This window comes from Pseudomonas sp. W4I3 (assembly GCF_030816195.1).
Classification (GTDB): Bacteria; Pseudomonadota; Gammaproteobacteria; order Pseudomonadales; family Pseudomonadaceae; genus Aquipseudomonas.
This window is the reverse complement of sequence record NZ_JAUSXS010000001.1, coordinates 4,865,953-4,878,455: the sequence shown is the minus strand read 5'-3', so window position 1 is coordinate 4,878,455 and position 12,503 is coordinate 4,865,953. Positions and strand designations below refer to the sequence as shown.

The following is a 12,503-nucleotide window of genomic DNA, read 5'->3' as shown; positions in this document are numbered from 1 at the left end:
TTGGTTACTTTGGGGCTTTTCCAAAGTGACCCGCCGTAAGGGCGGAACCCCAAGCCGCCGTTACCGCAGCAACGGATATGTACGCGCTCTGATCCAACATCCTGGTCGGCTGTCAGGCCGCCATCGGGAGCAAGCCCCCTCCCACATTTGGATCGCGCGGCATCAATCAGATAGCTATAGGCCGCCAGGTCGCCACGGGAGCAAGCTCCCTCGCCACAGGTTCAGGGCTACGCCAAAGTTGTGTAGATACCTATGCCCCGATAGCGGTGGTTCAGTTGGAGCATTTTTGACTGATTCACCGCTATCGGGGGCAAGCCCCCTCCCACATTTACTCTGCGTTGTGTCAGAAAGTCTGGCCCAGGTTCAGGTACACCGCCTTCTGGTTGTCATCATTGAATCCATAGCTGAAATTCAGCGGGCCCAGTGGCGTATCAAAGCCGAGGAAAATACTCGCCGCGTTGATATACCCACTGTCGAACTGGTTGTCGTTGTTCCATGCCCGACCGCGCTCCACCGAGGCGCCCAGGTATAAGGGGAAATCCAGCGGCAGGTAGGAGCGCGGTGTGAGGCGGCGGTAGTACACGGCGCGCATCAGGCTGACGTTCTGGCCCGAGATCGCATCTTCGCGAAAGCCCGACAATTGTCGCGCGCCACCCAGCAGGAAGCTGGAGATCACCACATCGGATTTATCCAGGGTGCGGCCGTAGCGCCCGCCCAGGATCAGGGTGTCGGGGCCGTGGCTCATGGCTTTGTCCAGCTTGAACTCCCATTGGCGGTAGCGCTGGTCCGAACCCAGTCCCGGTTCGAACTCACGGAAGGCCAGGGCGATGTCTTCGCCGGTGTGCGGGAAGTACACGTTGTCGAAAGAATCGAACGAGTATTTCAGCTCATAGAAGCCCTCGCTGAAGCTCACGCTCGGCAGGTCGCGGTCGCCGATGCGCACGTCCGCCTTGCCCCAGGCTTCACCCACGCCGAAGCGGATTTCGCCGCTGTTGCCGATTTGCCGTCCGACGTTCAAGCCGAAACCGTAGCGCTCCAGCCGATATTCCGAGATGGGGTCGTTGTCCAGGATCAGCTCGACGTTCTGCGCCTGAGCGCTGATATAAGGCGCGACAAAGTAGCGCGAGCCCGTATCCATGGGTTGGTAGAACTCGCTGTACAGCTCCTGGCGATCGCCGATCTGTACCCGCGTCAGCCATTCGGCGCCGAGGCGGTTGATACCGTTCACCCGATAGCTGGCGCCCAGGTTGAAGGCGCTGTCGCCGCGCATGTCATCCGACAGGTTCAAGCCCAGGCGTAGGTAGTCGGTGCCGCTGCGTTTGCCTCGCGCACTGATGACCAGGGTGTTGTTCTTGGCCTTTTTCACCACGCGGTATTGCACCTGCTCGAAATAGTCGAGGCCGTACAGCGTGCCCATGTCCGATTGCAGACGGCCGAGGTTGAGCGGTTCGCCCAACTCCTGGCCGATGTAGTAGCGGATCACGTCGTCGCTGACTTTGGAGTCGTTTTCCACCTCGATGGCGGTAATGACCGGGGTGCGCTCGCCTGGCGTGCGGGCGGCGGTCAGTTGCGGGTCTAGCGGTTCGGCGGGGCGCAGGTGCGCCAGGCGCAGGTCGAGGGCACGCGTGGCGCGGTAGCCGGCATCGATCATGTCCTTGGCGCGTCCGAAATCCGTCACGCCGTAGGCCGCGAGGGGCGGTTGGATCAACACGTCCTTGGGGTGCAAGGCCTTGAGTTGCTCCTCGGAGTTACGCCGCGTCATCAAAGTGATGGACTGGTTAAGCACATCAACCACGGTCGCCAATTGCTTGCGCGAGCGTAGCGGCGTGCCGATGTCCACCACGATGGCGATGTCCACGCCCATTTCCCGCGCCACATCCAGGGGGATGTTGTCGGTCATGCCGCCGTCCACCAGCAGGCGCCCGTCCAGCTCCACCGGAGCGAACACCGCCGGGATCGACATGCTGGCGCGTATCACCTGGGGCAGGTGGCCCTTGCTGAACACGACTTTTTCGCCGGTGGTGATGTCGGTGGCCACGGCCCGGAATGGAATCGGCAGCTTGTCGAAATTACGTGTATTGCTGCTGTGGGCGAACATGCTTTCCAGCAGCAACGCCAGGTTCTGGCCCTGAATCACGCCCAGCGGCAGGCCGAGGCTGCCGTCGTCGCGAAAGCTCAGTTTCTGTTTGACCAGGAAGTCGCGGTCATCCTGCTTGCGCCTGAACGGCACGTCTTCCCGAGGCGGGGCGTCGGACAAGGCCTGTTGCCAGTCGATATTGAGCGCGAGTTTTTCCAGCTCGTCGATCTTGTAGCCCGAGGCGTACAACCCGCCGATCACCGCGCCCATGCTGGTGCCCGCAATCGCGTCGACCTGGATGCCTTGTTCTTCCAGCGCCTTGAGCACACCGATATGCGCCAGGCCACGTGCAGCGCCCCCAGACAACACCAGGCCGATTTTAGGCCGTGGGCTTTCGGCGGCATTGGCGAGCAGGGGCAGCAGGCACAGGAACAGGCAGGACAACAGGCGGCGCATCATAAGTCTCGAGGCTGGTCGATAAAGGCCGGTATTATAGCCACTCGATCCACCGAAGCCGTCACGCAGGAGCCTTTCACCTTATGTCCGCACGTAAACCCGAGATCGTGATCACCTATTGCACCCAGTGTCAGTGGCTGTTGCGTGCCGCGTGGCTGGCGCAGGAGTTGTTGAGTACGTTTGCCGACGATCTGGGCAAAGTGTCCCTGGCGCCATCAACCGGCGGCGCGTTTCGCATCACCTGCGACGATGTGCAGATCTGGGAGCGCAAGGCCGATGGTGGCTTCCCGGAGGCCAAGGTGCTCAAGCAGCGCGTGCGCGATCAGATCGACCCGCAGCGCGACCTGGGGCACAACGACCGCACCCAGTGAAGTCAGGCCGCCGCCGGCTGCTTGGCCTGGCTGGCGCCGCCCATCAGACCGGACAGCACGATGGCGACGATGATCAGCGCGCCGCCCAGCAGCATGCGCAAGGTCGGGGTTTCGGCAAACAGCAGCCAGGCCACCGTGATGCCATAGACCGGTTCCATGGCGAACACCACTGACGCGGTGCGCGCCTTGATCACTGCGAGGCTGGCGACAAACAGGCTATGGGCCAGGCCGGTACAGAACACGCCAAGCAAGCCGATCCACAGCCAGTCCAGCGCGCGCACATCGGCCAGGCCCGGCGCCGCCACGGGCAACAGGCAGGCCGCAACCACCACGTTCTGGCACAGCGCGGCCTGTACGGCGGGAATTCGCCCGGAGCTGGCGCGGTTATTCAGCGACAGCAAGGAGAACAGCAGCCCGGAGGCAATTCCCCATAGCAGTCCGCCGGTGGCTTCGCTGGCCAGGTTGAAGTCCGGGGTGACCAACACCAGCCCGACGGTGACCAACGCCACCAGCAGCACTTCATTGGCGCGAATGCGCTCGCGAAAAATCAGCCCTTCGAGGATCACCGTAAACGCTGGAAAGGCGGTAAACCCCAAAGTCGCAACCGCCACGCCGGCCACTTTTACGGCAATAAAGAACGTCACCCAATGCGCCGCCAGCAGCACACCGCTGACGAGCAAGCGGCGCCAGTCACGCCACTCGAGTCGCTTCCATGGCGCATGGCTGGCAAAGCGGGCAAACACCGCCAGGGCAATCACGGCAAATGCCGCGCGCCCAAAGACGATGATGGCGGGGGAGGCGGCCGCCAGCTTGCCGAATACGCCAGTGAGACCAAACATCAATGCGCCGATATGCAGGGCGCCGAGGGCTGAGCGGGGAGTCATGGCGATCCTTGAGCCAAGGGGTAACAGGGGCGCAGTCTACAACGCTTGGCGGCGAACGCGCTGTCATCAGACTGACGCACGGCTGTCACGGGCTATTAACCCCCAGGGCGCAAGCTCGCGAAAACAGCGTCGAGGGACACCCATGACCCGTGCCGAATTCGCCAAACCCAGCCGCAAGCAACGCGTGCGTACCCTGTGGATTTCCGACGTGCACCTGGGCACCCGGGACTGTCAGGCCGAGCACTTGTCGCACTTTCTCAAGGGCTACCACGCCGACAAGGTGTATCTGGTCGGCGACATTATCGATGGCTGGAAAATGCGCGGCGGCATGTATTGGCCGCAAGCCCACACCAACGTCATCCGTCGCCTGCTGACCATGGCCAAGCGTGGCACCGAGGTGATCTATGTCACCGGTAACCATGACGAGTTTCTAAGGCGCTATTCCAAGCTGATCCTGGGCAATATCCAGTTGGTGGACGAGGCCGTGCATGTCACCGCCGACGGCCGACACCTGCTGGTGATTCATGGCGATCAGTTCGACGTTATCACCCGTTATCACCGCTGGCTCGCCTTCCTGGGCGACTCGGCCTACGAATTTACCCTCACCTTGAACCGCTGGCTCAATCACTGGCGAGCGCGCTATGGCTATGGTTATTGGTCGCTGTCGGCGTATTTGAAACACAAGGTGAAAACCGCCGTGAGTTTTATCAGCGATTTCGAAGAAGCCATCGCCCATGAGGTAACCAAGCGTGAGTTGCATGGAGTGGTATGCGGGCATATTCACCATGCCGAGATCCGCAAGGTGGGGGCGGTGGATTACCTCAACTGCGGCGATTGGGTGGAGTCCTGCACGGCCTTGATCGAGCACTGGGATGGGCATATCGAGTTGTATCGGTTGGCGGATGCGCAGGCCAGAGAAGCGCAGCTGAGGGCCGAGGTGGCCGTAACCTGAAGGTCCTGACTCGGTCAAAATATAGGAGGGGGGCAAGCCCTAATGCCATTCAGTTAAGTGTACACCGTCCTCTGTAGGAGCGAGCTTGCTCGCGAAAAACTCACAGGCACCGCGTTCGTTCAGAAAGCACGCGTTATCGTTGACGTTTTTCGCGGGCAAGCTCGCTCCTACACAAAGCCTTAACCCCTCCCACATTTTGTTCCGGTTTTATTCAGTTGGAGACGTCGGCGATGGCCTGGGCCAGCAGGGTCAGGCGCGTGGCATCGACCCCCGCCACGTTGGCCCGTCCCGAACTGACCATGTACACACTGTGTTTCTCACGCAGTTGCTTGACCTGCTCGACACTCAAGCCGGTATAGGAAAACATCCCACGCTGCGTCCCGATGTGCGCAAACCGCTCAGCCAAGCCGTGGGGCGTCAGTGCTTCCACTAGCCCGGCACGCAACTGGGCGATGCGCGAACGCATGGCTTCGACTTCGTCGCTCCATTGCTGTTTCAGCTCGGCATCGCCCAGGATGGTCGCGACCACGGCGGCGCCATGATCCGGCGGTGTGGACCACAAATTGCGTGCGATATTGGCCAGTTGGCTGCGCACATCCACAAGCTTTTGCGCATCCGCCGCGCAGACGATCAAGGCGCCAACGCGGTCGCGGTACAAACCGAAATTCTTCGAGCACGAACTGGTGATCAACACTTCCGGCAGTTCGGCGGCGAACAGGCGTACCGCCCAGGCATCCTGCTCCAGGCCGTCGCCAAAGCCCTGGTAGGCAAAGTCGATCAGCGGCAGCAATTGGCGTTCGCGCACGATCTGCAGCACCTGGCGCCAGTCATCCTGGGACAGGTCGAACCCGGTGGGGTTGTGGCAGCAAGCGTGAAGTAGGACCACGTCGCCCTTGGGTACGCTGGACAGCGTGGCCAGCATCGCCGCCACATCCAGGCGATTGTCGCTGCCCACGTAAGGGTAGTGACTGACCTTGAGCCCGGCTTTGGCAAATATGGTTTCGTGGATCGGCCAGGTCGGGTCACTCAGCCACACGCCACGGCCGGGCAGGCTGTGAGCGATGAAGTCGGCTGTCAGGCGCAGGGCACCGGTGCCGCCCGGCGTCTGGGTGGCACCGGCGCGGTGCTTGCCGAGCAAGGCCGAATCGGCGCCAAGCACCAGTTCGCTGATCAGTGCGCCAAACGCTGCGTCGCCGTGACCGCCGATGTAGGTCTTGGTGGTCTGGCTGTCGACCAGACGCTGCTCGGCGAGCTTGACCGAGTGCGGAATCGGCGTCAGGCCCTGGTCGTCCTTGTAGACGCCCACACCCAGGTCGAATTTGTTCGGGTTGGCATCCTGAGCGTACAGGTCCATCAACCCGAGGATCGGGTCGCCGGGCACGCGGCCAATCGCATCGAAGTGCATTACTTGCGACCCTCAGCGCTCTTGGCCACTTCATCGGTGCGCGCGGCCATGATGAAGTCGTTGCGGTGCAGGCCCTTGATGGAGTGGCTCCACCAGGTCACGGTGACTTTGCCCCATTCGGTGAGCAGGCCCGGGTGATGGCCTTCGGCTTCGGAGATCTCACCCACGGCGTTGGTGAAGGCCAGGGCGAACTTGAAATTCTTGAACAGAAAAACCTTTTCCAACTGCATCACGCCGTCGCGGACTTCGATGTTCCAGTCCGGAATCTGTTTGATCAGCACCGGCAGTTCTTCATCGCTGACTTGCGGCGCATCGGCGCGGCAGGCTTCGCAGTGGGCTTGGTTCAAGGTGGTCATGAAGGTGTCCTGAATTCGAATGATTGAAGGTCAGTGGCGTCACCCTAAAGCAACGCGCGGCCAGGGAACAGACTCACCTGGCGTTAAAACGCAAGGTTCACGCGGCTTTGGGTATGGGAGGCTGCTTTTGGGGTAAAGAGCGGCGCATGCAGGCCCAACTGCATGCCGCGCTCCACCATGCCCATGATGTCTTCCTGTGCCACATCGAACAGGCGCTTGAGCTCGGGCAGCACGAAGTACAACGGCTGCAGGATGTCGATGCGATAGGGGGTGCGCATCGCTTCAAGCGGATCGAAGGCCTGGTGTTCGGGCTCGTCCGACAGGCAATACACGCTTTCCTTGGGCGACGACAGAATACCGCCACCGTAGATGCGCCGACCTTCGGGCGTGTCCACCAGGCCAAATTCGATGGTCATCCAGTACAGGCGCGCCAGGTACACCCTTTGTTCCTTGCTGGCCGCCAGGCCGAGCTTGCCGTAGGTGTGGGTGAATTCGGCGAACCAGGGGTTGGTCAACAGCGGGCAGTGACCAAAGATTTCGTGAAAGATATCCGGCTCTTGCAGGTAGTCCAGTTCTTCACGGGTACGAATAAAGGTAGCCACTGGAAACTGCTTGCTGGCGAGCAATTCGAAGAAGGTTTGGAAGGGAATCAGCGCCGGCACGCGGGCGACTTGCCAGCCAGTGGTCTCGGCCAACACGTTGTTGATCTCGGCCAGCTGTGGGATGCGATCCAGCGGCAGGCCAAGCTTGTCGATGCCGTCCAGGTATTCCTGGCAGGCACGGCCCTCGATCACTTTCAACTGGCGCGTGATCAGGGTGTTCCACACCGCGTGTTCTTCCGGTGGGTAGTGAATAAAACCTTGCGCATCGGGCTCGCGGGCCACGTAGTGCGTCTGCTTCATACGGCTCTCCTGCTAGGCATTCGTTCTTGTTATGTCCTGCGATGTCTCTATTGATAACCCGTGCAGGGCCGGTTTCCACCGGCTTCAAAGGCTTTTAGGTAGGAAAAGTTACTGGATTTTGTAAACTATTCGTTACGGATGTGGCGCCCTGCGCTGCATTGGGCTGGGAAAAGCTCACGGGCTGTCACATAATCTTGACGACTATCTGCGCCCAGCGGCAAAAAGCCGCAGCGCCACTCCACTTTTCGAGCCTTTTCATGCGTATCAAAGTGCATTGCCAAAACCGCATCGGCATCTTGCGGGACATCCTCAACCTGCTGGTGGAGTACGGCGTGAACGTCGCCAAGGGCGAGGTCGGCGGGGAGCATGGCAATGCCATCTACCTGTTCTGCCCGAACCTTGTGAACATGCAGTTCCAGGCGTTGCGCCCGCAGTTCGAGGCGATAGCCGGGGTATTTGGCGTGAAAAGGGTAGGGCTGATGCCCAGCGAGCGTCGGCATATGGAACTCAATGCGCTGCTCGGCGCGCTGGAGTTTCCCGTGCTGTCCATCGATATGGGTGGCTCCATCGTTGCGGCCAACCGTGCGGCGGCGCAGTTGCTCGGCGTGCGGGTGGATGAAGTGCCGGGAATCCCGTTGTCGCGCTACGCCGAAGACTTCGACTTGCCGGAGCTGGTGCGCGCCAGCAAGTCGCGGATCAATGGCCTGCGGGTCAAGGTCAAGGGCGATGTGTTCCTGGCGGATATCGCGCCGCTGCAATCTTCCGAACATGATGACAGCGAAGCCATGGCCGGCGCGGTGCTGACCCTGCACCGCGCCGACCGGGTGGGCGAGCGCATCTACAACGTGCGCAAGCAGGAACTGCGCGGCTTCGACAGCATTTTCCAGAGTTCCAAGGTGATGGCTGCCGTGGTGCGCGAAGCCCGACGCATGGCGCCGCTGGATGCGCCTTTATTAATAGAAGGCGAAACCGGTACCGGCAAAGAACTGCTGGCCCGTGCCTGCCACCTCGCCAGCCCGCGTGGCCAGTCGCCTCTGATGGCGCTCAACTGCGCGGGATTGCCTGAGTCAATGGCCGAGACCGAGCTGTTTGGCTACGGCCCCGGCGCGTTCGAAGGCGCACGGGCCGAAGGCAAGCTCGGGCTGCTGGAACTGACCGCCGGCGGTACGTTGTTTCTCGATGGCGTTGGGGAAATGAGTGCGCGCCTGCAGGTAAAACTGCTGCGCTTTTTGCAGGATGGCTGCTTTCGTCGTGTGGGCAGCGATGAGGAGGTGTACCTCGACGTGCGGGTGATCTGTGCGACCCAGGTGGATTTGTCCGAGCTGTGCGCCCGCGGCGAATTTCGCCAGGACCTGTATCACCGCTTGAACGTGCTGTCGCTGCACATCCCGCCGCTGCGCGAATGCCTTGACGGCCTGGCGCCCCTGGTCGAGCACTTCCTCGACCAGGCCAGCCGGCAGATCGGTTGCCCCCTGCCCAAGTTGGCGCCTGCCGCGATGGACAAGCTCAGCCACTATCACTGGCCGGGTAATGTGCGGCAGTTGGAGAATGTGCTGTTCCAGGCGGTTTCGCTGTGCGAAGGCGGGACGGTCAAGCTTGAGCATATTCGCTTGCCGGATTACGGCGTGCGCCAGCCCCTTGGGGATTTCTCGCTGGAAGGCGGGCTGGAAGCCATTGTCGGGCGGTTCGAGAAGGCCGTCCTGGAAGCCTTGTACGCCGAGCACCCCAGCAGTCGGCAATTGGGCAAGCGCCTGGATGTATCCCACACCACCATTGCTAACAAACTGCGCGACTACGAAATCCTCAAGACCGCCAAATAACAACCGGCGCAACTTGGTCAAAACTGTGGGAGGGGGCTTGCCCCCGATAGCCATAGGTATCTACACAACTTCGCGCGGCCCTAAACCTGTGACGGCTCAGCAGCCGAAGCATCTCTAACTGACGCTCCGCGTTCCAATGTGGGAGGGGGCTTGCCCCCGATGGCGGCCTAAAAGCCGACCATGATGTTGGATCAGGGCGAGTACATATCCGTTGCTGCGGTAACGGCGGCTTAGGGTTCCGCCCTTACGGCGGGTCACTTTGGAAAAGCCCCAAAGTAACCAAAGGGCGCTTGCCCCACCACTCGGCACCTCGCTCACGCTCGGTGTGCCCGTAATCCGACAGTGATTTGGGGGGCCGCCGTCACGCGCCATCCATGGCGCGGGGCGGCTAAACCGGCATCCCTGCCGGTTCACCCCCCAAATCACTGTCGAACTCCGGCCAGCGTGGTTTAACGGGGCGCCAAAGATCAAGAGCAAGATCAAGAGCGGCTCGCTTCGCATCGCGGTTACTGAGTTACTGTAGGCTGCTACAAAGTTGTGTAGATACCTATGCCCCGATAGCGGTGTATCAGCCACAGACTTATTAACTGACCCACCGCCATCGGGGGCAAGCCCCCTCCCACATTTGATTTGCGTCACTTCCAGCTGATCGTTCACGGAGCGTAGGAACGATCAATCAAGCTTGCCCCCTTTCCACATTTGATTTGCGTCGCCAACAAGACCGAGGCTTGCCGTTAGCGGCAGTAGTCCGCCGTTTTTTCGACTCTCACCCGCGCTCGCAATCTTGCATCGCCCCCACAAACCCCCGCCACGCCTGGACTTCGCCCGTTTCTGAAAAGTTGGTTCGCAAATTGCTTAAGCCTCCTCAGTACAGCGGTGGGCGGCAAGCGTCCGTCAGAAAGAGGATAGAGCGTGGACAAGTACCTTTATGTGGCAATGACCGGCGCCAGCCAGAATGCTCTGGCGCAGAAGGCCCATGCCAACAATCTGGCGAACATTTCCACCAACGGTTTCCAGCGCGACCTGGAGCAGGCGCGGTCGATGCCAGTGTTCGGTGACAGCTTTCCGGCGCGGGCCTTTGCCCTGACCGAACGGCCGGCCACCGACTTCACGCCGGGCGCGATGATTGAAACCGGTCGTGACCTGGACGTGGCCGTCAGCGGCGACGGCTGGATGGCGGTGCAAACCCCAGACGGCAGCGAAGCCTACGTGCGCAGCGCCAGCATGAACGTGGATGCACTGGGCGTGCTGCGGGCCGGCAACGGTATGCCGATCATGGGCAACGGCGGTCCGATCGCCGTGCCGCCCCAGCAGAAAATCGAAGTGGGCGCCGACGGCACCATCAGCATCCGTGCCATGGGCGAAGGCCCACGGGTGATGGCGGAAGTGGACCGCATCAAGATGGTCCAACCCGACCTCAAGAACATGACCAAAGGCTTGGACGGCACCATCCACACCAAGGATGGCCAGCCGGCCCAGGCCGACGCGAACGTCAAGCTGACCTCGGGCTTCCTGCAGGCGAGCAACGTTAATGCCGTGGAAGAAATGACGGCGGTACTGGCGCTTTCCAAGCAGTTCGAGCTGCACGTCAAGATGATGAACAGCGCTAAAGAAGACGATCAGGCCATGACTCGCGTCATGCAGATGAGCTAATTGCCTTAGTTGGCTTTTAAATAAACAGCGCAGCACGGCGCCAACAAACAGGCGCACGAAGGAGAACAGCATGCTTCCGGCTCTATGGGTTGCCAAGACAGGCCTGTCCGCCCAGGACACCAACCTGACGACCATTTCCAACAACCTGGCGAACGTGTCGACCACGGGTTTCAAACGTGATCGCGCCGAGTTTCAGGACTTGCTCTATCAGATCAAGCGCCAGCCAGGCGCCCAGTCGACCCAGGACAGCGAACTGCCGTCGGGCCTGCAACTGGGTACCGGTGTGCAGATCGTCGGCACTCAGAAAAACTTCAGCGCCGGTAACCTGCAACAGACCGGCCAGCCGCTGGACATGGCGATCAACGGCCGTGGCTTCTTCCAGATCCTGCAACCGGATGGCACCACGTCCTACACCCGTGACGGCACCTTCCACTTGGATTCCAACGGCCAGATCGTGACCGCCAACGGTTTCGCCCTGGAGCCGGCTGTCGTGGTTCCGGCAGACGCCAAGACCTTCACCGTCGGCAACGACGGCACCGTGTCGATCACCGTGGCCGGCAACCCCGCGTCGCAAGTGATCGGCAACCTGCAAACCGCCGACTTCATCAACCCGGCCGGCCTGCAGGCCATGGGCAACAACCTGTTCCTGGAAACCGCCTCCAGCGGCGCGCCGCAAATCGGCACCCCTGGCCTGAACGGTTTCGGTACCACGCTGCAAAGCACCCTGGAAACGTCGAACGTCAGCACGGTTGAGGAGATGGTCAACATGATCACCACTCAGCGCGCCTACGAGATGAACTCCAAGGTGATCTCCACCGCCGACCAGATGCTTTCGTTCGTAACGCAGAATCTGTAATCAGTCTATGGGGCGCCCTTGAAAGCGCCTGCAACACCGTGAGGTAAGGGTCATGAATCGCTTTGTTTCTGTTTTGGCATTGAGTGGGATCGCCGTACTTGCGGGCTGTGTCGCCCCGACGCCGAAGCCCAATGACCCGTACTACGCGCCGGTGTTGCCACGCACGCCGTTGCCGGCGGCGGCTAACAATGGCTCGATCTACCAGGCCGGTTTCGAGCAGAACCTGTACAGCGACCGCAAGGCGTTCCGGGTCGGTGACATCATCACCATCACCCTGAACGAGAAGACCCAGGCCAGCAAGAACGCCAACTCGCAGATCGGCAAGACCAGCAAGACTGGCATCGGCCTGACCTCGCTGTTTGGCGGTGGCCTGACCACCAATAACCCGTTGGGTGATGGTGACCTGAGTCTCAATGCCGGCTACAGCGGCGATCGCGCCACCAACGGCAAGAGTGCGGCAGGGCAGGGCAACAGCCTGACCGGTTCGATCACCGTGACCGTGGCCGACGTGCTGCCTAACGGCATCATCGCCGTGCGCGGTGAAAAGTGGATGACCCTCAACACGGGCGACGAGCTGGTGCGCATTGCCGGCATGGTGCGTGCCGATGATATTTCCACCGACAACACCGTGCCGTCGACGCGGATTGCCGATGCGCGGATTACCTACTCGGGTACGGGTTCGTTTGCTGATGCAAGCCAGCCGGGCTGGTTCGACCGTTTCTTCCTTAGCCCGCTGTTCCCTTTCTAGGTGGCCACTTTGAACTTCAAGCA

The 12,503-nt window shown here is 61.1% G+C and carries 11 protein-coding genes; 6 read left to right on the top strand and 5 right to left on the bottom strand.

What is annotated here, in order from left to right; genetic code table 11:
• Positions 1-343: 343 nt before the first annotated feature.
• On the bottom strand, positions 344-2,533 hold the full coding sequence (locus tag QF045_RS22060) for a patatin-like phospholipase family protein (protein WP_306494018.1): 2,190 nt from the start codon (positions 2,531-2,533) through the stop codon (positions 344-346).
• 83 nt (positions 2,534-2,616) lie between these two features.
• On the opposite strand from QF045_RS22060, the gene QF045_RS22055 reads away from it, so the two are divergent.
• The gene (locus tag QF045_RS22055) at positions 2,617-2,904 is read left to right on the top strand and encodes a SelT/SelW/SelH family protein (protein WP_306494017.1); all 288 of its coding nucleotides are present in this window, start codon (positions 2,617-2,619) and stop codon (positions 2,902-2,904) included.
• A gap of 2 nt (positions 2,905-2,906) precedes the next feature.
• Here QF045_RS22055 and QF045_RS22050 read toward each other — a convergent pair whose 3' ends face one another.
• Entirely contained in the window at positions 2,907-3,788 is an 882-nt protein-coding gene (locus QF045_RS22050) for a DMT family transporter (protein ID WP_306494016.1), read from the bottom strand.
• Between the two features lie 142 nt (positions 3,789-3,930).
• Here QF045_RS22050 and QF045_RS22045 point away from each other — a divergent pair, with 142 nt between their 5' ends.
• Positions 3,931-4,740 (top strand): UDP-2,3-diacylglucosamine diphosphatase, encoded by an 810-nt coding sequence (locus QF045_RS22045; protein ID WP_306494015.1) that lies wholly within the window; start codon positions 3,931-3,933, stop codon positions 4,738-4,740.
• Between the two features lie 211 nt (positions 4,741-4,951).
• On the opposite strand, the gene QF045_RS22040 is transcribed toward QF045_RS22045, so the two are convergent.
• The 3 genes from QF045_RS22040 to phhA all read right to left on the bottom strand — a co-directional run bounded on the left by QF045_RS22040 (position 4,952) and on the right by phhA (position 7,403).
• On the bottom strand, positions 4,952-6,145 hold the full coding sequence (locus tag QF045_RS22040; RefSeq protein ID WP_306494014.1) for an amino acid aminotransferase: 1,194 nt from the start codon (positions 6,143-6,145) through the stop codon (positions 4,952-4,954).
• Entirely contained in the window at positions 6,145-6,501 is a 357-nt protein-coding gene (locus QF045_RS22035; protein ID WP_213547755.1) for a 4a-hydroxytetrahydrobiopterin dehydratase, read from the bottom strand. Before QF045_RS22035 ends, QF045_RS22040 begins: the two co-directional genes overlap by 1 nt.
• 83 nt (positions 6,502-6,584) lie before the next feature.
• A complete protein-coding gene (phhA, locus tag QF045_RS22030) occupies positions 6,585-7,403 on the bottom strand; it encodes a phenylalanine 4-monooxygenase (protein ID WP_306494013.1) in 819 nt (272 codons plus the stop codon).
• A 257-nt stretch (positions 7,404-7,660) separates the two neighbouring features.
• On the opposite strand from phhA, the gene QF045_RS22025 reads away from it, so the two are divergent.
• The 4 genes from QF045_RS22025 to flgH all read left to right on the top strand — a co-directional run bounded on the left by QF045_RS22025 (position 7,661) and on the right by flgH (position 12,480).
• On the top strand, positions 7,661-9,223 hold the full coding sequence (locus tag QF045_RS22025) for a sigma-54-dependent transcriptional regulator (RefSeq protein WP_306494012.1): 1,563 nt from the start codon (positions 7,661-7,663) through the stop codon (positions 9,221-9,223).
• A gap of 912 nt (positions 9,224-10,135) precedes the next feature.
• Positions 10,136-10,876 (top strand): flagellar basal body rod protein FlgF, encoded by a 741-nt coding sequence (locus QF045_RS22020; protein ID WP_306494011.1) that lies wholly within the window; start codon positions 10,136-10,138, stop codon positions 10,874-10,876.
• Positions 10,877-10,946: 70 nt separating this feature from the next.
• Positions 10,947-11,732, top strand: coding sequence for a flagellar basal-body rod protein FlgG (gene flgG, locus QF045_RS22015; protein ID WP_057721328.1), 786 nt, complete (start codon positions 10,947-10,949; stop codon positions 11,730-11,732).
• A 52-nt stretch (positions 11,733-11,784) separates the two neighbouring features.
• Entirely contained in the window at positions 11,785-12,480 is a 696-nt protein-coding gene (gene flgH / locus QF045_RS22010; protein WP_124387598.1) for a flagellar basal body L-ring protein FlgH, read from the top strand.
• Positions 12,481-12,503: the final 23 nt, after the last annotated feature.

Coding starts and splice junctions, on each gene's coding strand:
- QF045_RS22025 (WP_306494012.1), top strand. CDS start 7,661: ATGCGTATCAAAGTGCATTGCCAAAACCGCATCGGCATCTTGCGGGAC.
- flgH (WP_124387598.1), top strand. CDS start 11,785: ATGAATCGCTTTGTTTCTGTTTTGGCATTGAGTGGGATCGCCGTACTT.
- QF045_RS22045 (WP_306494015.1), top strand. CDS start 3,931: ATGACCCGTGCCGAATTCGCCAAACCCAGCCGCAAGCAACGCGTGCGT.
- QF045_RS22040 (WP_306494014.1), bottom strand. CDS start 6,145: ATGCACTTCGATGCGATTGGCCGCGTGCCCGGCGACCCGATCCTCGGG.
- QF045_RS22055 (WP_306494017.1), top strand. CDS start 2,617: ATGTCCGCACGTAAACCCGAGATCGTGATCACCTATTGCACCCAGTGT.
- phhA (WP_306494013.1), bottom strand. CDS start 7,403: ATGAAGCAGACGCACTACGTGGCCCGCGAGCCCGATGCGCAAGGTTTT.
- flgG (WP_057721328.1), top strand. CDS start 10,947: ATGCTTCCGGCTCTATGGGTTGCCAAGACAGGCCTGTCCGCCCAGGAC.
- QF045_RS22060 (WP_306494018.1), bottom strand. CDS start 2,533: ATGCGCCGCCTGTTGTCCTGCCTGTTCCTGTGCCTGCTGCCCCTGCTC.
- QF045_RS22035 (WP_213547755.1), bottom strand. CDS start 6,501: ATGACCACCTTGAACCAAGCCCACTGCGAAGCCTGCCGCGCCGATGCG.
- QF045_RS22050 (WP_306494016.1), bottom strand. CDS start 3,788: ATGACTCCCCGCTCAGCCCTCGGCGCCCTGCATATCGGCGCATTGATG.